Source organism: Ectothiorhodospiraceae bacterium 2226 (genome assembly GCA_013348725.1).
In the GTDB taxonomy this organism is placed as follows: domain Bacteria; phylum Pseudomonadota; class Gammaproteobacteria.
This window is the reverse complement of the sequence record CP054689.1, coordinates 1,753,331-1,773,258: the sequence shown is the minus strand read 5'-3', so window position 1 is coordinate 1,773,258 and position 19,928 is coordinate 1,753,331. Positions and strand designations below refer to the sequence as shown.

Sequence of the window (19,928 nt, the reverse complement as noted above, 5' to 3'; positions counted from 1 at the left end):
CTGGGCGGCCGGCCGACGAGGCCGGCCATCGGTCATGGCAGCGGGACGATGACTGTGCCGTAGTCGACCAGCACGCCGCCGGTGGTCGTAATCCGCAGCAGCGCAGCGACTTCGTCGGGGCCATCCGGTTCGCGGCGCAGCCACAAGGGCAGACGGGCGATGCCCCCCTCTTCCAGGTGGAAGGCCCAGACGAGATTTCCGGCGCTGTCGAGGCGTGCCAGCCCGAGGTCGAGCACCTGCACGCCGAATGCTGCGGGCAGGATGAGTTCCCCGTCGGCCGCGTGGCCGTGGTTGCGGATCTCGATAGCAAGGCCGCGCGCGGCGGGCGTCGGTGGAACACCCACCACATGCATCAAGGCGGCGTCCAGGAGGCCCGCGTGGAACGCCGAGCCGGTGAGTGCGCCTTCGGCCAGCACATCGAAGCCGATGTAGGCCGAGCGCCCGTCCCCGTAGCTGTGATGCGCAGCGGCGGTTGCCTCACCATTCGGCGGCGGCGGCGTGTAGGTGGCCACGGGGGCGGCGCCCGCCAAGCGTGCGCGCAATGGCATCAGGCCGCTCAGGAACTCGGCGTTGCCGCCGGCGAAGGTGCCGTGGGGGTCGACTTCGATGCCGGCGATGTTCGGCAAGCGCCCGCGGAAGTCGATACCCAGCGACTGGTCGACACGCCCGTTGCGCTGATCATGCGCGCCGGCAACGAGCAGTCCCGCGCCTTGATCGACCGCGTCAACCAACGCGTGCAGGAGTGCTTCGGGCAGTTTGATGTGCTCGCTGAACAGGGCGTAGGCGGTATAGGTCGCCGCGTCGAACTGCTGCTCGAACGCCTCGGCACTGCTCACCAAGGTGTACGCCCAACCACGGGCGCGCAGCATGGCTTCCAGGTAACGGCGTTGGGTCGCCAGGCTCGCGGCGTCGCGCGGGCCGAGCGGATCGGCCGCATCGGCACCCCAGGCATTGATCAGCGTGAAGTCACCGTGGCTGTCGGCCTCCCCCGGCGCACAGGCATGCGTGAAGTAGCCGCTGTCGAACTGCAGATCGCCCTCCGGCCCCTGCACGGTGACCGCCACGCGCAACTGCGGCGTGACAGCCGGCGCCGATAGGTTCATCAGGCTCCACTGCAGACGCCCGGCGTCGAGGCGCGACAGGGCGAGGAACCGACCTTCGGCGCCGCGGTTCATCCAGGCGGAATGGAAACCGCCCACCACCGCCGTCTCCTGATCGAGCAGGCCGCCCGCGGCATCGTAGAGATCGACCGTAACGTGGTGGTCCGCGTGCAGCCCAACCGGGGCGCTCAAAGCGAACTCCAGCTCCTGCGCGCCGGGGCAGGCCTCGGCATCCATGAGCGCGGTGGGGCCATCGACCAGGGCCAGCAGGCGCCCCCGGTACTCGGGGAGGATAGCGGTCTCGAGCTTCTCGGCCACCAGCACGGGGGCTGTCGCAAGAATCCGTTGCTCGTCGCCGACCTGCGCGGTGAGCACGGCGACATACTGGCCGCCGGAGCTCGGCACCACCGCATCCCAGGCCTGGTCGAAATCGGCCGTGGCTCCCTGGGCCAAAGATGCCAGTTCGCGTGTCCAACTGGCATAGACCTGCTCGGTGGCCATGTCGAGGATCGACAAGGTGATCGGCAGGTCGCTCAGCGGCGCGTTGCCGTCGTTGGTGACGCGATACGCCAAGGCCACGCGCTCGGTGCGTAGCACCGGCATGGGATAGGCGCTGACATCGCCCGCAAGGCCGACGCCGGTCTCCGCCGTGGAGGCGACCTCGAAAGTGGTGATGTCGCGGGCAGCGAGCGCGCCGTCGGGATGATGCACGTCCAGCGTAATGCTGTAGGTGCCCGGGGCCGCGCGCCCCAACGGCAGGTTGTAGACTAGATCGCTGAAGGTGTTCGGGCGCAGCTGCGCGAGCGACGCGCTCGCCTCCCACAGCGCCTCGCCCGCGGGATCGCGAACGGCGGTGTCCACCCTCAGGTCCTGCATGAGCAGGTTCGCGGCGAGGTTGTGCACCCGGTCCCGGATCTCCACGGTCTCCCCGGCCTGGTACAGCGGGCGGTCGGTGCCGACCTGCGCCCCCACACTGGTGGCAAGGTCGGCGCGGATTTCAAACGGTGCGAACGCTTCGGCGACCTGGATGCCGGTCGCATCAAGAGCCCGCGCGCGCACTCCGTAGTGGCCCATGTACACCATCCCGGTCTCGAAGGTCAGATGCTCAAACGCGCGGCTCTCGCCCGAGAGCAGGTCCGGCGCATCGTACAGGCCGAGGTCCGCCACCAACGCGCCCACCTCGTCCACCACGGCGAGGTCGACCTGCGCCGTCGCCGTGAAGCGGCTGAGGTTGTCGAGCGTGGAGGAAATCTGCGCCGTCTCGCTGGCGCCGTATACCGGGCGGTCGGTGGCGACGTCGACAGCGAAGATGCCGGGCAACACGTCGACGTACTGGGGGTCCAACTCCTGACGAATGCGGTTGCCGTTGATGTCGGTGTACTCGAGGAACACCGTGCGGGTCACGAGCCGGCGCTCGCCGCCGATAGGCGCCTGCAGATCGACGGTGAAGTTGAGGTCCTCGGCATCCTGCGGCGTGAGGGTCGGGAAATACCACTCCACGCGTGTGAAACCGGCGTGCTGATCGATCTGGGTGGGTGGGCGTGTGAACGAGCCGCCGGCGATGCGGAGATTGTCGTCGTTCACCTCGGCGACCACCGAGACATCGCGGATGGCCGGGTCGATGACCGCAATGCGCAATTGATGCGGAAGAGCGGCACGCCCGCGGTTATCGATGGCGGTGAAAGTTACCAGGTGTTCGCCGAGCTGTGCCTCGGTCGGCGTCCAGCGGAAGGTTGCGGTCGCCGGATTGCCGGGCGCGGCGATGAACTCGGCGCCGTTGGGTAGTCCAACGTGATTGAGCGTGACATTATCGCTGAGGTCGGGATCGCCGGCCTGAACAACAAACTCAAGCGGCGCACCTATTGGAACGGAGATAGTCTCGTTTGCTTGAGGAGTGGGCGGCACGTCGAAGGCCGGCGGTTGGTTGACGTCCTCATCAACAACGTGCACCAGGAACTCGATCGCTGAGGCACTCGTAAGTACCCCATTATCCGAGCTCTCCATGGTGACCGCGGTGCTGTAGAGACCGAGCGGGGTCGTCGAATCGATCTCCCATGTCACCACGCCCGTCAGCGAGTCGACGGTCAGCGGGGCTTGTGAATAGGGAGGCCCGGGAGGAGTCGCGATGCCGGATTCCTGCCGCGTCGACAGCCTCCACCGCGTCGCGATGCCGACTTCCTGGGTCGCAGGCACATGAAACTGACACGTACGCCCACGACCGCACGAAACGATCGATGGCAGGTTGCTCCGCGGTGAGCGATGACTCGATGCAAGATTGACCTTCGTCTCGACTCGATAACGGCATGAGTAGTTCCGAATCGACGTAAGCCTGCAGTCGTCGCTGATGAACGCCGTCCATGGCGATCCGCCTGCCGCGGTTGGAGCAGCATACGTCTTCAGTATTCCTGGGCCGGCAGTGCCCGGAACCCTCCCTAGTCCGATCGCCCAATTCTCTTCCACGCTGTAGGCGGTCACTACGAATTCGAGAACACTGGAGACGGAGCCATCGCCGAAATTGAGGCGCGGCTTGATGAGTCCGCCGGTGGCGACAGACATGATATCGCCAACCTGAACGCGACCATCCGGAGCAGTACCGCGGTAACCATTGCGCCGGAACGCCACGACCACCATGAACTCAACCGTATTTGGACTCACTTCCGGTCGTGACTCCCAGTACACGTGGCCGAAGCGAAAGTGCGAGGCCTGCGCTTCCTGGGAGACCATGCCCAGCAGCACGGCCAGCGCCGCGAGGAGCATGACGATGCGGGCGTTCCTCATTGCGCTTGCCATCATTGATCCTTCCCTTCCAGCTTGATCTCGATGTCGATCGGGTTGCTGCCGTCCGGCGCGATGACGCCGGGCGTTCGGCGTTGTCGAATCTCGACGCGTGTGCCGGGCGCGACGTACAGGGGCTGTCCGTGCACCACCGCTGGCGCGTAGCCGGAGGTCTCGAACACCTCGATCGGGTGTGCGCCGGGTAACGCCGCGTCGACCGCGGTGCCCTCGAGCGTTTCCAGGCGATTCGTCTGCTCGGGGCGGAGTTCGAGCGCCACCGTGCCGGTGTGTAGCACCTGCGCCTGCGGATCGGCGAGCTGGAACGTCACCTCGAGCGGGAACGGCACGTTGGAGCGGTGTTGCACCAAGACGTCGAAGCCCACTTCCTCAACGGCACCCTGGGTGAGGTACAGCGGGTTCGGCCTGACCGACACGAGTTCGATGCGTCGGGTCTCGAGGATGCGCAGCACGAGCGAGCGCTCCCCCAGCAGCTCGCCGTTGAACGCCTGATAGGCGCGCAGGCTCAGCCGGTAGTCGCCCGGCGGATGCGCTTCGGTGAACCAGGAGAAGCGCTCGGTCAGCTGGCCACCCGGCTCGACGGTGACGTGGGCGGCATCGAGCGCCCCCTCCTCGCGCATTATCGGCGCGACGGGTTGCTCACCCAGCGAGTCCCCGCTGGGGTCGTTGACCTCCAGGTAGAGGCGCACGATCTGCGCTTCCTGCGCTGTGTTGGCCAGGTCGATCTCGAGCGACGCCTCACTGTGGGCCTCGTACGCGGGTTGTGCGGCGCGCAGGCCGCTCAGGCGCAGGCCGCCGCGGTCGTACGGCGTCAGTCCCACGGAGATCTGCAGGGTGCCGGGTTCCGGCAGCTGGATCGCATATTCGCGCGAGGCGAATCCGTCTGCCGTGACGAGCAAGCTGAAGTCTTGCTCGGTGATGCCTTCCAAGCGGAACTGCCCCTGCCCGTCGGTCGTGGTGGATTGGGCTCCTGCCGAGGCACGAGCGCCCGGCACGGGCGCTCCGTCGTCCGCATGAACGACCACACCGACCACGGTGCTAAGACCGGCGGACTCTTGAACGGGCGGGAGAGCGATGATGCCGAGATCCGCCGTAATGGAAGGCACCAGGCCCACCATGATGCTGGCGCCGTGGTAACCGTCGCGGCTTAGCGAGAAGGTGTAGCTACCGGCGACTAGCCCTTCAAAATGAAAACGCCCCGCCGCATCGGTGAGCACCACCAGCCCGGCGGCCGGTGCCTCCACCGATACGCCGGCAAGTGGCGCCCCGGTCTCGGCGTTCTGGACGACACCCATCACTGCCGCAGGTGTGCCGTCGAGCGGCTCGGATTCAGGAACCAGCACCGGCGCGAAATGGATCGCCTGCCCGACTTGCAGACTCAAGCTGCCCGCCACCGGGTGATAGCCCGGCGCTTCGACGGCGATGGCGTAGTTGCCGCCGGGCAACGCCACATCGAATGCGCCGTCGCCTCCTACCGGAGTATCCAGCGCGACATCCCCTGAGAGACGCAGCACCGCGGTGGCAAGCGCGGCGCCCGTGTCCTTTGCCGAAACCATCCCGAACAACCGGCCGTGGTCGGGCATGGGGGTGAGGCGCACGGTGCCGACGCTGGTGACCTCCCCCGGCGCGACCATCACCGGCTGCGTGGCCTGCAGATACCCCGCCGCCTGGTAAACCAGGGTGAGGGGCTCACCCGCGGGCAGGGCGAGCTCGAAGCGGCCGGTCGACAGGCTGGCGGCCTGCAGTTCCGGCAATTCCTGCACCGTGATCTGGGCGCCGCTCAAGGGGGCGCCGTCGGCGTCGCCGACCAGCGTGCCGCTCATCGTGCCGTGGGTGGGGGCCGGCGGTATCGGCGGGGCCTGGGGATCGGAGAGGCGCTCGGCCAGGGAGAGGGCGCGTACCGCCAGCGCCGTCGGATACGGATCATCCGACCAACTGCCGTGGAGGTCTTGTGCGTCGTCGAGCGCGCGCAAGGTGGTGCCGTAGCGTCCCGGGTCGGCGAGCACCGGCATGAGGGCGAGCAAGGCGTGCGCGGTCTCCCAGTCGGACGCATACGCTCCGCCGCCGACGCGCTGGTTCAGCAAGTAGGTGACGGCGCCATCGATGGTCGCGACGAGGTTGTAGCGCCCCGCCAAGGGCGCCAGCGCCTGGAGGGCGAGCGCGCTCGTATAGACGGTGGAGATATTGGTGCCCACCGCCCAACCGCCGCTGCTGCGCGCGCGGCTCATAAGAAAACCGACCGCAGGGCCTAGCACGGCGCCGCTGTCCACGCCGGCGGCGTGCAGCGCCTGCAGCGCAAAGGCCGTTGCCAACACCGTGCTGGGGCCGTCAGGTTGGTCGGCAAAGCCGCCGTCTTCGTTCTGGCGCGCGCGCAATTGGCCGAGCGCTACGGCATGGTCATGGCCTGCGGCAGCCGCCGCGCGGATCCAGCCCGCGAGAAATTCGGTATCTGCCTCGGCCCAGGCGCTGAACCGGGTCCAGATCGAAGCGGGCGTCGCGGCAAGGTCATCGCCGTGTGCCGCGCGCGCGAGCAGGATTTCGGTCAGCACCTGGGGTTCGAGCGCCACCGAGTCTGCTGTGTGGTAGATGCCGTCGGCCTGGCGTTGCGCATCCAACCAGGCGAGCGCCTGGGCACTTGCGGCAAGCACCGGTGCGGCCGTAAGCAGCAGTAGAAGAGTAACCAGCACGCGTGCTGGCTCGATGAAAAGCCGACCCATGGTCGCCGCCCTTTGTTGTTATTGTTCGACCGGCGGGGTGCGCGCCCTTTTGAGTTGGGCGCGCGGCGTCCTCATCACACGCGGTTCCGACAGTCGTGGAAGGCGGCTTTTTACAGTGCCGGTAGCGCAGTGGGCAACCAACAGGATTTCGGGGGGTTCATGCGCGGGCCGGAGCATTAATCCGGCACGTCAATCACCTACGTGCCGCATGAGCTCCAGTGTAAGCATTGGCCTACAAACATTGACCGGCGAGACTGACGTGGCTCCTGAACCCGCCCGACGCGGCGAGTCGGCGGGAACGGCAGCGCAGGGGCCGTTCGTTAGCGGCTGCCCCCCGCGCTGACGTGGCGCCGGGGCATGCCCTACAATAGCCGCTTCACCAACCCGGGGGCCTCCATGAAACTCAGCGCGCGCGAGTTCCGCGACAGTCCGCACAAGTGCATCACCCTGCTCGGCATGTCGGGCGTGGGCAAGACGCGCCTGGCGCACATGCTGCGCCGTAACGACTGGTTCCATTACTCGGGCGACTACCGCATCGGCACCCGCTACCTGGACGAGCCGATTCTGGACAACATCAAGCAGCAGGCGATGCAGGTGCCGTTCCTGCGGGATCTGTTGCGCTCGGATTCGATCTATTTCTGCAACAACATCACAGTGGACAACCTGCACCCGGTGTCGAGCTTCCTCGGCAAGCTCGGCAATCCCGAGCAGGGCGGCCTGCCGCTGGCGGAGTTCAAGCGCCGCCAGGCGCTGCACCACGCGGCCGAGGTCGAGGCCATGCGCGACGTGCCGGAGTTCATCCGCAAAGCGCAGGCGATCTACGGCTACCGCCACTTCGTGAACGACGCCGGCGGCAGCGTGTGCGAGCTGGACGACCCCGAGGTGCTGCGCGAGCTCGCCGAGCACACGCTGATCCTCTATATCAAGGCGACCGAGCACGACGAGCACGAACTGATCCGCCGCGCCGAGAGCGACCCCAAGCCGCTCTACTACCGCGAAGAGTTCCTGGACGAGCAGCTCGCGATCTATATGAAGGAGCGCGAGCTGCCGTATGTCGCGATGATCGACCCGGACGATTTCGTGCGCTGGATGTTTCCGCGCCTTTTCTACGCGCGCATTCCGCGCTATCAGGCGATCGCCGCGCAATACGGGTATACGGTCACCACGCAGGAGATGGCCGCGGTGCGGAGCGACGAGGATTTCCTCGCGCTGATCGAGCGCGTGCTCGAGCGCGAGGACGGCCCGCCGCGCGCGGTCTGAACGAGGGAGCGATTCATGCCATTGGTTGCCAACACCGATCTGCCGGCCTTCGAGCGCCTGCGCCAGGAGGGCGAGACGGTCGTCCCGCGCGACGTCGCGCTGCACCAGGACATCCGCGAGATGCACATCGGGCTGCTCAACATGATGCCCGACGCGGCGCTGGCCGCCACCGAGCGTCAGTTCTTCCGCTTGGTGGGTGAGAGCAACCAGATCGCGCAGTTTTACGTGCACCCCTTCACGCTGCCCGAGCTGCCGCGCGGCGACGAGGCGCGCGCACATGTCGAGCGGTACTACGAGACCTTCGACCAAGTGCGCGAGCAGGGCCTCGATGCGCTCATCATCACCGGCGCCAACGTGGTCGGGCCGGAGCTGGCCACCCAGCCGTTCTGGGAGCCCTTGATCCGGGTGATCGACTGGGCCTACGAGAACGTCACCTCCACCCTCTGCTCCTGCCTCGCCACCCACGCCGTGATGCAGTTTCGTTACGGCGAGCGGCGCCGTCCCATGGGCTACAAGCGTTGGGGCGTGTACAGCCATCGGGTGGCCGCGACGCACCCGCTGGTGGCCGGCGTGAACACCCGCTTCGACGTGCCGCACTCGCGGTTCAACGACATCTCGCGCGCCCAGTTCGAGGCCGCCGGGCTGCACGTGCTGGCCGAGAGCGCCGAGGCGGGCGTGCACCTCGCGGTGAGCGAGGACGGCTTTCGCCTGGTGTTCTTCCAAGGCCACCCCGAGTACGACACCATCAGCCTGCTGAAGGAGTACAAGCGCGAGGTGGGCCGCTACGTCGCCGGCGACCGCGCCGACTACCCGCCCTTCCCCGAGAACTACTTCACCCTGCAGACGCAGGCCATGCTGGACGAGTACCGCGACCAGCTCGATGCCGCGCTCGCGCGCGGCGCGACACCGCCCGCGCTGCCCGAGGCCTTGATGGCGCCGCGCCTGGACAACACCTGGCACGACACCGCCGAGGCCATCATCAACAACTGGGTCGGCAAGGTGTACCAGACCACCAACAACGACCGGCGCGTGCCGTTCATGGCCGGCGTGGACCCGGCCGACCCCTTGGGCTGGCTGGCGCGGCGCGCCCGGCGCTAGGCCCCGCGCCCACCCGCACCGGGACCGACTTGCCTACACTGAAGGTTCGTACTCCGTAGCCACAAGGAAGGGCCATGGACAAACGACCCGACAAGGATCAGGAACAGACGCCGGACCCCGGCATCGGCGGCACCAGCCGCCCCGCCTCCGGCGCGGGACTCGGCCCGGGCGGCGCCGCCCCGCCCGGCGGCACCGGCGGCTCGGCGGCGGCCACCCAACCCGGCGAGCCGTTTGGCACCGCCGCCCCGGAGGAGGAGCGCGAGCGGGCCGGGGTACGCAAGGCGCCGGCGGCGCCGCCCGTCCAGCAGGGCGACACGCGCCCCGGCGACCCGCCGCGCGAGCCGCCGGAGGCGCTGCCGAGCAAGGACGAGGAGTGAGGCGCCGGCCTCTTATCGCCGCAAGGACATAAGGGAAATTTTGGCAAATAATGCTTGTGCATCCGGCCCTTGACCGGGCTAACGCAGAGGGCGTATTCAGAAGGACCCCCCGTCTGCGACGCAAGGAGGCCGGTCATGCAACAGGCCGCACAGCAGAGTCAGAACGAACGCACCGAGGCGTTCGCCAATCGCCTCATCGGCACCTTCAATGAGGCCGCGCTGAGCTTGATGATTTCCCTCGGGCACCGCAGCGGCCTGTTCGACACCATGGCCGCCGCCCCGCCCGCCACCAGCGCCGAGATCGCGCAGCGCGCGAACCTGAACGAGCGTTACGTGCGCGAGTGGCTCGGCGCAATGACCACCGGGCGCATCGTCAGCTACGATCCGGTCACCGGCCGCTATGCGTTGCCCCCGGAGCATGCGGCCTCTCTCACCCGCGGCGGCGAGAATATTGCCGTGTTCATGCAGTACATCTCGGTACTGGGTTCGGTGGAGGACGATGTCCTCGCGTGTTTTCGCGATGGCGGCGGTGTGCCTTACGAGCGCTATCCCCGTTTCCACGACGTGATGGCGGAAGACAGCGGCCAGACCGTGCTCCCCGCGCTCATGGACCACATCCTGCCGCTCGCCCCGGGACTGACCTCACGGCTGCAGGAGGGGATCGATGTGCTGGATGCCGGCTGCGGCAGCGGACGCGCGCTCAACCTCATGGCGCAGCAGTTTCCGCGCAGCCGCTTCGTGGGCTACGACCTTTCCGATGAGGCGGTACAGCGGGCACGCGGCGAGGCCTTCTCGCGCGGACTCGGCAACGTCCACTTCGAGGCGCGCGATCTCAGCCGCTTCGCCGAGGAGGCACCGGCGCAGGCCTTCGACCTCATCACCACCTTCGATGCCGTGCACGACCAGGCCCAGCCGCTCGAACTGTTGCGCGGGATCTATCGCGCCCTGCGCCCCGGCGGTGTGTACCTCATGCAGGACATCCACGGCTCCAGCGACCTGCAGAACAACATGGAGCACCCCATCGGGCCGGCGCTATACGCGATCTCGTGCATGCATTGCATGAGCGTCTCGCTCGCGCAGGGGGGCGAGGGCCTGGGTACCATGTGGGGACGCGAGAAGGCGACCGACTACCTGCGCCGCGCCGGCTTCGAGGACATCCAGGTGCATCAGCTCGAGCATGACTTCCAGAATGACTACTACGTCATGCGCAAACCGAACGGCAGCTACGACCCGCGCCTGCGGGCCCACTGATCGGCGGCGCCGTTAGGCGGCTGCAAAAGGGCCGTCTCGCCGTGTTCAAACAGCCGCGTCCGGCGTGTGTCCGGGCGCGGCGGCACTGACTCCAACCCCACCTGCGAGTTGCGGGCGCGGCCTTCGTGCCCCGCCGCTGCTTAAGGCGCGCGCCTGGCCAGAATCTGGATCACCGCGCCGGGGCCGGTGTGATAGCGGCCCTCGCGCACCTCGCGCTCGAGCGCCTGTGCGCTGACGATCTCCAGATCACCGAGCTCCGCGAGCAAGGTGTCGAGATCGGGTAGGAAGGCGAGGTCGCGCGGCCCGCCCGTGCCGTGCTGCAGCTGCTCGGGCCCGTAGGCCTCGAAGACGAACAGGCCGCCCGGTGCCAGGGCACGCGCGAGGGCCCCGTGCACGCGCCGGCGCACCGGCGGCGGCACATGGCAGAAGATGGACACGATGGCGCTCCAGGCGCCCTCGCCCAGCTCGAAGTCGGCGAGGTCCGCGACCTCCGTCGCCACCGTCACCCCCGCCTCGGCGGCAAGCTGCCGCGCCTTGGCCAGACCGACGTCCGAGGCATCCACCGCCGTGACGTCGTGGCCGCGCCCGGCCAGGTACACCGCGTTGCGCCCTTCGCCCTCCCCCAGCGACAGCACCGGCCCCGGCGGGATGCGGTCGGCCACGCTGACCACAAAGGTATTGGGCTCGGTGCCGTATGCGTAACCCGGCTCGGCGTAGCGTTCGTTCCAGCTCAGGCTCATCGGGCGCGGTCTCGCAGCCGCACCACCGGCGCGGGGGGCGCCGGGCGGGCACGGTCCTTATGATGCCGCAGCCGCAGCGCCGGGCCGAGTTCCGCGAGCAAGCGCTCCATGGTGCGCGCTGCGCCCGCGGCGTAATACACCACTTCGAACGGCACGGGTTCATTGAGGCCGGCGCGGCGTTGCGGGCGAAACCGCTGCCAGGCGATCTCGATGATGCGCGGCCCCATACCGTCCACGAACAACATCTCCTCGGGGTCGATAACGGCGAGGTACTGCATGGAGCGGAGGGGAAGAAAGGCGTAGCCCTCGGGGGCGCGCTGCTGCAACAGCCTCAGGCCGTTGTACAAGGCGGCGGGCAAGCAGCGCGGTTCACGGCCTGTCTCGGCCGGGCGGTAGAAGCGTTCCTGAGTCCGCATGAGACCTCCTCGCGTGCGGCCGCGGCGATCGGGGCGCCGCGTACAGCGGATGCAGGCGCTCGGGCCCGCATCCTCATTCTAATCCGCGCCGCGCGAATTGCCTCAGGCCGCCCTAAAGGTGCTTGACGAGAGGAGCGGGCGCGGGAGCCAAGGGCGCGCACTGGCGCGCCGCGCGCTTGGCGTGCTTGTGGCGGTACATGCGCGCATCGGCCTGGTCGAGCAGGGTTTCGAGGTCGAGCGCGTCGCCCGCGCTGTAGGGCACCACGCCGATACTGAGCGAGAGGGTAAAGCCGAGCTCGCTGTGGCGATTGAAACGGCGCACCGCCTGCTGCACACGGCTGCAGGCGGCGCTCGCGTCGCAGCCCTCGACCACCAGCACGGCGAACTCGTCGCCGCCGATGCGGCCCACCACGTCGCTTTGACGAAAGGTCTGCTGCAACACGCTCGCGGCAGCCCCCACCAGCTTGTCGCCGGCCTGATGGCCATGGGTGTCGTTGACCGCTTTCAGGCCGTCGACGTCCACGAACAGCAGCGCGCAGTCGAGCCCGTGACGCTCGGCGAGTTCGAGTTTCTGCCGCGCGTCGTGGAAGAAACCGCGCCGGTTGGCCAGACCGGTCTGTGAGTCCGTGAGTGCCAGCTTGCGCACCGCGGCCTCGGCACGCTGACGCTCGGCCACCTCATGCTGCAAGCGCCGATTGGAGGCCTCCAGCTCCGCCGTGCGTGCGCGCACACGCTCTTCCAGCGAGCGGTAGACGCGAATGTTCTCCATCGCCACGGCGGTGGCATCGGCCAAGGCTTGCAGCAGGCGCATCTCGGGGGGTGTGATGTGGTGCTGAGTGCGCCAGTAGGCAGCCATGGCGCCCAGCGGCTCGGCCGAGCGCACCGGCACCATGGCCAAGCTCTTGACGGAGCGGCAGACGTCGGACTCGGCCGCGATGCGCGGATCGGCCTGCACATCCTCGATGGCGCAGGCCGTGCGCTGCTCGATGACCCGGCCGCTGATGCAGCTGTCGAGCGCGAAGCGCTTGGCACTCCAGTCGGCGGGCATCGCGGAGGCTTCGAGGAAGTAACAGGCGCTGCCCTCGCGCAGCACCACGGTCGCCCCTTGCGCGCCGATGAGCTCCCGCGCGGCGGCGGCGACGATGCGTCCGATGGCGCTTACGTCGCGCGCCAGGGACAAGGCCTGCACGGCCTCCACCAAGCGCTCGAGCGCCTGCTGATAAGAGAGTGGCGCGTCCTGCGCCGCCGGCTGTCCCTGCCCTTTGCGTTGTTCGTCCATGTACCCGACCTCCTGTCGTGACGGCGAGTATAAGGGAGCGCCGCAGACGGGACGATTAGATGTTTCCCGTAGGCGTCTTGCGGTATTGCGCCATGTGTTCGCGTCCGGCGTGCACGCGTTTTCGCAACACGGCCATCGAGACCACACAAGCATCCTCGATGCAACGCAAGAGTGTGTGCGCAATATTCCAAAGCGCTCACGAAAGAAAGCGAAAATCCTTTCGTAATCGCCCCGCAGGCATCAAAATGCGATGCTCGTCACGTTTTCGAGCACACATGAAGCACCGAACGCGCGGAGCGGCGGCCGAAGGCCTCCATAAGTTCACCCTGCAGTTCGCCGAGCGGCGGATGGAAGCGACCTACGCCTCGCACCATGCCGAACGGCTGCGTCCGCACGCGCGCGTGGCACTGGTGATCGGACTGGCGCTGTATCTCGCCGCGGGCGTGTTGGATCCTTGGCTGGCGGCCGGCGTGTCGCCATGGTACCTGTGGGGCACCCGCGCGGTAGTGATGCTGACGGGTCTGGGCATCCTCGCCCTCAGCTACACTGCCCACTTCGTACGCTGGAACCAGCTCGCCCTGGGGCTGGGCGCGATCGCAGCGGGGGCCGGCGTCGCGCTCAAGGCCGCCATCCTGGGCGCAGATGCCGCGCCCTATTACCTCGCACTGCTGTTGCTGGTGCTGTTCTGGAGTTACCTGCTGTCGGGGCTCGCGTTCGTCTACGCCCTGGCGACCGGCCTGATCACGAGCGTCGCGTACAACGCGGCGCTGTTGCTACAACAACCGCCGGACCTCGCGCTGCTGGCGACACAGAACTTCCTGCTGCTTGGGGCCCACGTGATCGGCGGCGGGGCATCCTACCTGTCGGAACGCCAGCGCCGACTGATGGTGCGCGACACCTTGGCCCTGGAGGCCGAGCGTCAGCACCACGAGAAACTCTCCCTGCATGACCTTCTCACCGGCTTGCCCAACCGCGCCTACATCCGCCGACGGCTGAGAGAGACAATCGCTCAGGCACAGCGCGACGGCAGTCTGCACGCGGCAATGTTCATCGACCTCGACCGTTTCAAGCCGATCAACGACACCTACGGGCACGTGGTGGGCGACCGCGTGCTGTGCGAACTCGCGCGCGCCCTGCGCGCCTGCCTGCGCCTGGGCGACACGGTAGGGCGCGTCGGCGGCGACGAGTTCTTCGTGATCGTGCGCAATCTACACGGCGTCGAGGAGGCGGAGCTCGTGGCGCGCAAGATCCTGCAGGCGCTCGCTCAACCCATCGCCATCGATCCCGCGCGTCCGGAGCAGACGGTGACGGTGAGCGCCAGCATCGGCATCTACCCATTTACGGGCGCCGCCGATGTCGATGCGGACGCCTTGATGCGGCGCGCCGATGCCGCCATGTACGCCGCCAAGCGTGCCGACGGGGACCGCTATGGGTTGTACCACGCCTAGGCGGCGCGGCGAGGCCCGCGCCTCATGGCTCATTCCGCAGGTGTAGCGGGGCACCCGGGGCAAGCCCAAGGCGCGCCGCCTCGCCGGCGGGCAGTTCCAGCACGTAGCGTACCGGGCCGGGGCTGGGGTAGACGGGACACGGACGGCGGCGACACGGCGGCACCTCGGCGGCCACCTCCACCAACCGCCCCCGGTCATCGAAGTACAGAATGTCGAGCGGGAAGCGGACGTTCTTCATCCAAAACGCGACGGGCTCACTCGGGTCGATCACGAACAACATGCCGGTGCCCGGCGGCAGCGTGTCGCGGAACATGAGGCCGCGCTCGCGGTCGGGCGGCTCGCGCACCACCTCCACCCGGAACTGCGTGTCCGCGAGCCCCACCACGGCCCGCTCCGACGCCGCCAGAGCGTTGGCGCCGAGCCCGAGCAGCAGCGCCAGCAGCAGCGCGGCGGCCCTGTTGCGCTCAACCACAACGCGCCAGCAGCCGGTCGAGCGCATTGGCGAAGGCCTGCCGCTCACGCGGCCCGAGCGGCGGCGGCCCACCGGTCGCCACGCCCGTGCCGCGCAGTTCGTCCATGAAGTCCCGCATGCCGAGCCGCTCGCCGATGTTCTCGGTGGTGTAGAGTTCGCCGCGCGGGTTGAGCGCGTGCGCGCCCTGGGCGATCACCGCGGCCGCGAGCGGAATATCGGCGGTCACCACCAGGTCGCCCGGCGCGGCCTCCGCGGCGATGTGGTTGTCGGCTACGTCGAAACCGGCCCCCACCTGCACCGCCTTGATGTAGGGCGAGCGCGGCACGCGCAACGCGCGGTTGGCGACCAGCGTCACCGCTAACTGTCGGCGCTGCGCGACGCGGTACAAAATCTCCTTGATCGCGCCGGGACAGGCGTCCGCATCCACCCAGATATTCATTTCACCTTACCGTCCCAATGCTTAGGGCAGCCGTGCCCGGAAGTTTAGGGTTAGTCTACGGGCTTTGCGGTGCATCGGCACCTTAAGCGCGCGCCAGTCTTTGGAGTGCGCTTCACAGCGGCGGCCGGCGGCCGACTCTAAAGTACGACGCGCACTTGCACAGGTTTCAAAAGGTTCGACCCATGCTGATCGCGCGTGTCCCGGAAGTGTTGTTCGAAGCGCTGGCTTACGCCTCCAACGCCTTCCTCTTGGTGATGGTCCTGCTGCTATGGGGCTACCTCGGCGACGCATTGCCCGTGGCACCGGAGATGGTCATCCAGGCAGCGGCGGTGTTCGGCGGGCTCGGCGCGCTGGGGGTCTGGGCCGGCCGTCGGCTGCGGATGCGCCGCGAAAAGGAAGACTGGATCGTGGAGACCGATCTGCGGCTGGCGTCCGCGGACGTGGTGCGGGCGGTGCGCAACACCGAGGCTGCCACACATCCGCAAGTAGCGCGCGCCCTGCGCAGCTATGAGGAGGCACGCGAGTTGGAGCGCGCCTGGCGGCGCGGTCAGCAAGTGCCGTCTCACCGGGTGGTACCCAAGGGCGAGCTGGAGGACTAGTCCCCTCAGCCCGCCGCCCAATCGGGCGCGGATCCTTCCACGATGGCGTGCAGGCGCTCGCCGAGCAGGGGCTTCATCAGGTACACGTCGAACCCCGCATCGTGGGCGCGCTGCGCCGCATCCTCGCCGCCATAGCCGGTCAGTGCGATCAGGCGCACGCGCCGCCCCAGCAGCGCGCGCAGTTCGCGCGCGACCTCATAACCGCTGAGGTCCGGCAGATCGATGTCCAGGAACACCACCTCGGGCTGCTGCGCGCGTGCGCTCTCGCACGCCTCGACGCCGGTCAGCGCGACCTCCGCCTGATGCCCCAGGCCGTTCAGTAGCATGGCGAGGGATAGCGCCCCGTCCTCGTTATCGTCCACCACCAGGATGCGCCGCGATACCCGCGCGCGCTCGGCCGACGTACCGCCCACCACCACCGGCAGCGGGTCGGCCTGCAAGATCGGCAGGCTCACGGTGAACTCGCTCCCGTGGCCGGGACCCTCGCTCACGACATCCACGCGCCCGCCGTGCAGTTCCACCACGCGCCGGACCAGGGTCAGGCCGATGCCCAAGCCCGGCGACTGCGCGGCCGCGCCGGGCGCGCGCGTGAAGAGCTCGAACACGCGCGTGAGGTCCTGTGGCGCAATGCCGATGCCGTTGTCGCGTACCCGACACACCAGACGGCCGTCCTCCTGCGCCACCTGCAGGCCGATGCGCCCGCCTTCAGGCGTGTACTTCACCGCGTTGTTGAGCAGGTTCAGCAGCACCTGCACCAAGCGGTGCGGATCGACGTAGACGCGCATCGGCTCCGGCGGAAGTTCGAGCTCCAGGGTATGGCCGCGCGCCTTGAGCAGCGGCGTGACGGTCTCGGCCGCCTGGCTCGCGAGCTCGCGCGCATCCACCGACTCGCGGCGCAGCTCCAGCGTGCCGCGGCTGACGCGCGACAGGTCGAGCAGGTCGTCGACCAGGCGGCCGATGTGTTTGAGCTGCCGCTGGATGAGATCCGCCGCCCAACGCACGTCGGGCTCCTGACCGCGCTTGACCAGGAGCAACTCCACGGCATTGGCGATCGGGGCGAGCGGATTGCGCAGTTCATGACCGAGCACCGCGAGGAATTCATCCTTGCGGCGGTGGTCGTCGCGTAGCGCCTGTTCCACGCGCTTGAGGGCGGTGACGTCCACGAAGGCGGCCACGGCACCGCGAGGTTGGCCCGCCTCGTCGAACAGCGGCGCGGCATTGCCCAGCATCTGGCGCACCTCGCCGTCGTCGAAGCGGATCTCCTCCTCGAAGTTGCGGATGTACTCGCCGCGCGCCGCCCGCTGCACCGGCAAATCCTCGGGCGCGAGTTCCGCGCCGTCGCGGTACACGCGAAAGTTGGCGGGCCGCTCGCGGGGATCGGCCGCCGTCTTGGAGGTATTGTCGCCCGGCGGCACGCGCAGGAGCTCGTGCCCCGCCCGGTTGGCGCGGATCAGGTGGCACTCCGGGTCGTCGGCGATGAACACCACCGCCGGCACCTCGTCCATCAGCGTCTGCAGTTCGGCCGCCCGCGCCGCGAGGCGCGCCTCGCGCTCGCGCAGCGTGGCCTCGGCGGCCCGCCGCTCACGGATGTCGCGCGCAATCTTGGAGGCACCAATGGTGCGCCCCGCGGCGTCCTTGATCGGGGAGACGGTGAGGGAGATGTCGATCCGCGTGCCGTCCTTGGCCACGCGCACCGTGTCGAAATGCGCCACGCGCTCGCCGGCCTTGATGCGCGTCAGGATTTGCGTGGGCTCGTCCGCCCGCTCGGGCGGTATGATGATGAAAATCGGCTGGCCGATCGCCTCGGCGGCGGTGTAGCCGAACAGACGTTCGGCGGCGCGGTTCCAGGTGAGGATGCGCCCGCTGAGGTCCTTGCTGATGATGGCGTCGGTGGAGGAATCCACGATGGCGGCCAACAGGGCTTCCGCGCCTGCAGGATCGAGCGGTGCCCCCGCGGGATCGAGCGCTGCCCCTGCGGGATCAAGCAAAGAATCGTCCGACATGGTCTGTTCCTTGTCCATCGAACTTCTTCCGGCGCCGTGCCGGCGCACACAAGCCTAAGCAGGCGGCCAAGGTACCACAAGAGGCGCCAACCTCCCCAGGGCGAACGAGAACGCAAAGCGATAGCCGATCAAGCGGGAGCGGCTCGCCATAGCCTGACGTTGATGCGGATTGGCCGTCGCTCGCCCCACGTGCACCTCGAAAGCACGCGCAGGCCGGCCGTGCCTGGGTCAGTGGCGGCTGCTTGCCGCGCCTATACTTTGAAATGAGCGTTCCGCCGGCGGGCCGAGCGGGACCAAGGGGCCCGCCGCGCGGGGTGTGCCCCCCACTCACCCTGAGGACCTCCCCATGAACACCCAATCGATCTGTCAGTCGCTGCACACCGCGCTCGAGTCGCGGGATATCGAGCAGATGCTCTCGCTGTACGCCGATGACGCCGAACTGAAGGTCGTCGACCGCGATCATCCGCCCAGCCGGCCGATGGAGCTGCACGGCAAGCGCGCCATCGAGACTTACCTGCGCGACGTGATGGGCCGCGACATGCAGCACCGCGTGCTGGACGAAATCGTCAGCGACAAGGGCTTCGCGCTCACCGAGGAATGCCGCTACCCGGACGGGGCGCGGGTCTTCATGAATAGCACCATCCACCTGCGGGGCGGCAAGATCTCACGCGAGGTGGATGTACAGGCCTGGGACGAAGGGCCGACGGCGTAAGATCCCGCCCGCGCGGGCGCCGGGGCGCGGCGGCTACCCGGCGAGCGCGCGGGCGAGCAGGCTCACCAGCGGCGCGCCGGCTTGGTCGGCGGTGCGCCCGAAGGCGACGAGGCCATCCTCGTGACCGCCCATGGCGAACACGCGCGCCCGGCGAACCGCCGGGTCGTCAAAGAGCGCCGCCACGGCTTCGGCCATCGCCACGGTTCCATAGGGGATCGCTGGGTCGGTGCTCGGCATCCCGAGGGAGGCGCGCCGGGCCCAGATGCAGGGCGCGTGCACGTGGAACACGTAGCCGATCCGCGGGTCGAGGCGGTAGAGCATGTCATGGGTCAGAGATTCGGACGACGGCGCCACGGGCCCTTGCGCCACCACGCGATTGCGGGCCGCGTCGCAGTCGGTGACCACCGCGTAATGCGCGGGCGCGAGCGTCGGCAGGTGCCCCGTCTGGCTGCCGCTGATCGCAAAGCGCGGCGGGCGGCCGGCGCCGAGGCGCCGGCTCACGTTGCCGTAGCCCGCGCCATCGTAGCGCGCCGGGTCGCGGCCGATCAGTCCGAGCCGAAACAGCAGGCTGCGCCAACCGTTCAGCGCGCGCAGGGTCGGTGCCGGCAGCGGCGGCGCCGACCGATGGCGCAAGTCGAATTTGATCACACCCTCGTCGGGCTGCATGACGAGCCTCGTTGTCCGGCGGCCGCCCTGGCGGCGGCTGGCTACCTATACTTCGGCTGGTCCACAACGACATGGAGGTGCGCATGAAACCCTGGCGCCAGTCGATGCGGGACGCCGCCGCGCCCACCGCGCTCGCGACCGTGACCACGCTGCTCACGGTCGCGCTGCGCGGGCGCCACGACAGCGGCAGCGCGCTCGCGCCCATCAACGCCACCAGCCACGTGCTGTGGGGGCCGCGCGCTGCGGCCAGCGGCCGCGTCACCGTAAACCATACACTGCCGGGCCTGCTCATCAATGCGGGCGCGACGGGCTTCTGGGCGCTGGTCATGGAGCGGCTGTTCGGGGCCCGCCTCGACGCGCGCGGCAAGGCCGCTGCCCCCGTCGCGGCGGCCGCCACCGCGGCGCTGGCCTATTTGACCGACTATCACCTCGTGCCCCGCCGCCTCACCCCCGGCTGGGAGCACCGCATCTCCCACCGCTCGCTGGCGCTGGCCTTCGGGGCCCTGGCGCTGGGCCTCGGCGCCGGCGCGGCGCTCGCCCGCGCGCAACGCTGAGGAA

At 68.6% G+C, this 19,928-nt stretch carries 17 protein-coding genes; 8 read left to right on the top strand and 9 right to left on the bottom strand.

Annotated elements, in window-relative coordinates; all coding sequences use genetic code 11:
- Window positions 1–32 precede the first annotated feature (32 nt).
- A complete protein-coding gene (locus HUS23_08500; protein ID QKT03857.1) occupies window positions 33–3,857 on the bottom strand; it encodes a hypothetical protein in 3,825 nt (1,274 codons plus the stop codon).
- 32 nt (window positions 3,858–3,889) lie between these two features.
- Window positions 3,890–6,610 (bottom strand): carboxypeptidase regulatory-like domain-containing protein, encoded by a 2,721-nt coding sequence (locus HUS23_08495; GenBank protein ID QKT03856.1) that lies wholly within the window; start codon window positions 6,608–6,610, stop codon window positions 3,890–3,892.
- 396 nt (window positions 6,611–7,006) lie between these two features.
- Here HUS23_08495 and HUS23_08490 point away from each other — a divergent pair, with 396 nt between their 5' ends.
- The 4 genes from HUS23_08490 (at window position 7,007) to HUS23_08475 (ending at window position 10,596) form a co-directional block, all read left to right on the top strand.
- Entirely contained in the window at window positions 7,007–7,870 is an 864-nt protein-coding gene (locus tag HUS23_08490; GenBank protein ID QKT05017.1) for an ATPase, read from the top strand.
- Between the two features lie 15 nt (window positions 7,871–7,885).
- Window positions 7,886–8,968, top strand: coding sequence for a homoserine O-succinyltransferase (locus HUS23_08485; GenBank protein ID QKT03855.1), 1,083 nt, complete (start codon window positions 7,886–7,888; stop codon window positions 8,966–8,968).
- A 74-nt stretch (window positions 8,969–9,042) separates the two neighbouring features.
- Window positions 9,043–9,345: a hypothetical protein gene (locus HUS23_08480; GenBank protein ID QKT03854.1), complete on the top strand. Its 303-nt coding sequence runs from the start codon at window positions 9,043–9,045 to the stop codon at window positions 9,343–9,345.
- Between the two features lie 135 nt (window positions 9,346–9,480).
- Window positions 9,481–10,596 carry a methyltransferase domain-containing protein gene (locus HUS23_08475; protein QKT03853.1) on the top strand — a complete coding sequence of 372 codons (1,116 nt, stop codon included), beginning with the start codon at window positions 9,481–9,483 and terminating at the stop codon, window positions 10,594–10,596.
- Between the two features lie 140 nt (window positions 10,597–10,736).
- On the opposite strand, the gene HUS23_08470 is transcribed toward HUS23_08475, so the two are convergent.
- From HUS23_08470 to HUS23_08460, 3 genes are all read right to left on the bottom strand, one after another.
- Window positions 10,737–11,336 (bottom strand): class I SAM-dependent methyltransferase, encoded by a 600-nt coding sequence (locus HUS23_08470; GenBank protein QKT03852.1) that lies wholly within the window; start codon window positions 11,334–11,336, stop codon window positions 10,737–10,739.
- The gene (locus HUS23_08465) at window positions 11,333–11,752 is read right to left on the bottom strand and encodes a hypothetical protein (protein QKT03851.1); all 420 of its coding nucleotides are present in this window, start codon (window positions 11,750–11,752) and stop codon (window positions 11,333–11,335) included. The genes HUS23_08470 and HUS23_08465 overlap by 4 nt, the downstream gene beginning before the upstream one ends.
- A gap of 112 nt (window positions 11,753–11,864) precedes the next feature.
- Window positions 11,865–13,031: a diguanylate cyclase gene (locus HUS23_08460; GenBank protein ID QKT03850.1), complete on the bottom strand. Its 1,167-nt coding sequence runs from the start codon at window positions 13,029–13,031 to the stop codon at window positions 11,865–11,867.
- A 275-nt stretch (window positions 13,032–13,306) separates the two neighbouring features.
- Here HUS23_08460 and HUS23_08455 point away from each other — a divergent pair, with 275 nt between their 5' ends.
- Complete coding sequence (locus HUS23_08455) at window positions 13,307–14,479, top strand: GGDEF domain-containing protein (GenBank protein ID QKT03849.1); 1,173 nt, start codon at window positions 13,307–13,309, stop codon at window positions 14,477–14,479.
- Between the two features lie 22 nt (window positions 14,480–14,501).
- Here the strand turns inward: HUS23_08455 and HUS23_08450 are convergent, their stop codons facing one another.
- Window positions 14,502–14,978, bottom strand: a complete 477-nt coding sequence (locus HUS23_08450; GenBank protein ID QKT03848.1) for a DUF192 domain-containing protein — start codon at window positions 14,976–14,978, stop codon at window positions 14,502–14,504.
- Window positions 14,944–15,390 carry a YaiI/YqxD family protein gene (locus tag HUS23_08445; GenBank protein QKT03847.1) on the bottom strand — a complete coding sequence of 149 codons (447 nt, stop codon included), beginning with the start codon at window positions 15,388–15,390 and terminating at the stop codon, window positions 14,944–14,946. Before HUS23_08445 ends, HUS23_08450 begins: the two co-directional genes overlap by 35 nt.
- A 182-nt stretch (window positions 15,391–15,572) precedes the next feature.
- Here HUS23_08445 and HUS23_08440 point away from each other — a divergent pair, with 182 nt between their 5' ends.
- Window positions 15,573–15,989, top strand: coding sequence for a hypothetical protein (locus HUS23_08440; protein QKT03846.1), 417 nt, complete (start codon window positions 15,573–15,575; stop codon window positions 15,987–15,989).
- Between the two features lie 5 nt (window positions 15,990–15,994).
- On the opposite strand, the gene HUS23_08435 is transcribed toward HUS23_08440, so the two are convergent.
- Entirely contained in the window at window positions 15,995–18,010 is a 2,016-nt protein-coding gene (locus HUS23_08435; GenBank protein QKT03845.1) for a PAS domain S-box protein, read from the bottom strand.
- A 328-nt stretch (window positions 18,011–18,338) separates the two neighbouring features.
- Here HUS23_08435 and HUS23_08430 point away from each other — a divergent pair, with 328 nt between their 5' ends.
- Window positions 18,339–18,704, top strand: coding sequence for a nuclear transport factor 2 family protein (locus HUS23_08430; protein QKT03844.1), 366 nt, complete (start codon window positions 18,339–18,341; stop codon window positions 18,702–18,704).
- A 33-nt stretch (window positions 18,705–18,737) separates the two neighbouring features.
- On the opposite strand, the gene HUS23_08425 is transcribed toward HUS23_08430, so the two are convergent.
- Window positions 18,738–19,370, bottom strand: coding sequence for a class II aldolase/adducin family protein (locus HUS23_08425; protein ID QKT03843.1), 633 nt, complete (start codon window positions 19,368–19,370; stop codon window positions 18,738–18,740).
- Between the two features lie 83 nt (window positions 19,371–19,453).
- On the opposite strand from HUS23_08425, the gene HUS23_08420 reads away from it, so the two are divergent.
- Window positions 19,454–19,924: a hypothetical protein gene (locus HUS23_08420; GenBank protein ID QKT03842.1), complete on the top strand. Its 471-nt coding sequence runs from the start codon at window positions 19,454–19,456 to the stop codon at window positions 19,922–19,924.
- Window positions 19,925–19,928 lie beyond the last annotated feature (4 nt).

Excerpts from the sequence above, each read along its gene's own strand:
- HUS23_08500 (QKT03857.1), bottom strand. The coding sequence starts at position 3,857 with ATGCTCCTCGCGGCGCTGGCCGTGCTGCTGGGCATGGTCTCCCAGGAA.
- HUS23_08495 (QKT03856.1), bottom strand. The coding sequence starts at position 6,610 with ATGGGTCGGCTTTTCATCGAGCCAGCACGCGTGCTGGTTACTCTTCTA.
- HUS23_08490 (QKT05017.1), top strand. The coding sequence starts at position 7,007 with ATGAAACTCAGCGCGCGCGAGTTCCGCGACAGTCCGCACAAGTGCATC.
- HUS23_08485 (QKT03855.1), top strand. The coding sequence starts at position 7,886 with ATGCCATTGGTTGCCAACACCGATCTGCCGGCCTTCGAGCGCCTGCGC.
- HUS23_08480 (QKT03854.1), top strand. The coding sequence starts at position 9,043 with ATGGACAAACGACCCGACAAGGATCAGGAACAGACGCCGGACCCCGGC.
- HUS23_08475 (QKT03853.1), top strand. The coding sequence starts at position 9,481 with ATGCAACAGGCCGCACAGCAGAGTCAGAACGAACGCACCGAGGCGTTC.
- HUS23_08470 (QKT03852.1), bottom strand. The coding sequence starts at position 11,336 with ATGAGCCTGAGCTGGAACGAACGCTACGCCGAGCCGGGTTACGCATAC.
- HUS23_08465 (QKT03851.1), bottom strand. The coding sequence starts at position 11,752 with ATGCGGACTCAGGAACGCTTCTACCGCCCGGCCGAGACAGGCCGTGAA.
- HUS23_08460 (QKT03850.1), bottom strand. The coding sequence starts at position 13,031 with ATGGACGAACAACGCAAAGGGCAGGGACAGCCGGCGGCGCAGGACGCG.
- HUS23_08455 (QKT03849.1), top strand. The coding sequence starts at position 13,307 with ATGAAGCACCGAACGCGCGGAGCGGCGGCCGAAGGCCTCCATAAGTTC.
- HUS23_08450 (QKT03848.1), bottom strand. The coding sequence starts at position 14,978 with ATGCGCTCGACCGGCTGCTGGCGCGTTGTGGTTGAGCGCAACAGGGCC.
- HUS23_08445 (QKT03847.1), bottom strand. The coding sequence starts at position 15,390 with ATGAATATCTGGGTGGATGCGGACGCCTGTCCCGGCGCGATCAAGGAG.
- HUS23_08440 (QKT03846.1), top strand. The coding sequence starts at position 15,573 with ATGCTGATCGCGCGTGTCCCGGAAGTGTTGTTCGAAGCGCTGGCTTAC.
- HUS23_08435 (QKT03845.1), bottom strand. The coding sequence starts at position 18,010 with ATGGACAAGGAACAGACCATGTCGGACGATTCTTTGCTTGATCCCGCA.
- HUS23_08430 (QKT03844.1), top strand. The coding sequence starts at position 18,339 with ATGAACACCCAATCGATCTGTCAGTCGCTGCACACCGCGCTCGAGTCG.
- HUS23_08425 (QKT03843.1), bottom strand. The coding sequence starts at position 19,370 with ATGCAGCCCGACGAGGGTGTGATCAAATTCGACTTGCGCCATCGGTCG.
- HUS23_08420 (QKT03842.1), top strand. The coding sequence starts at position 19,454 with ATGAAACCCTGGCGCCAGTCGATGCGGGACGCCGCCGCGCCCACCGCG.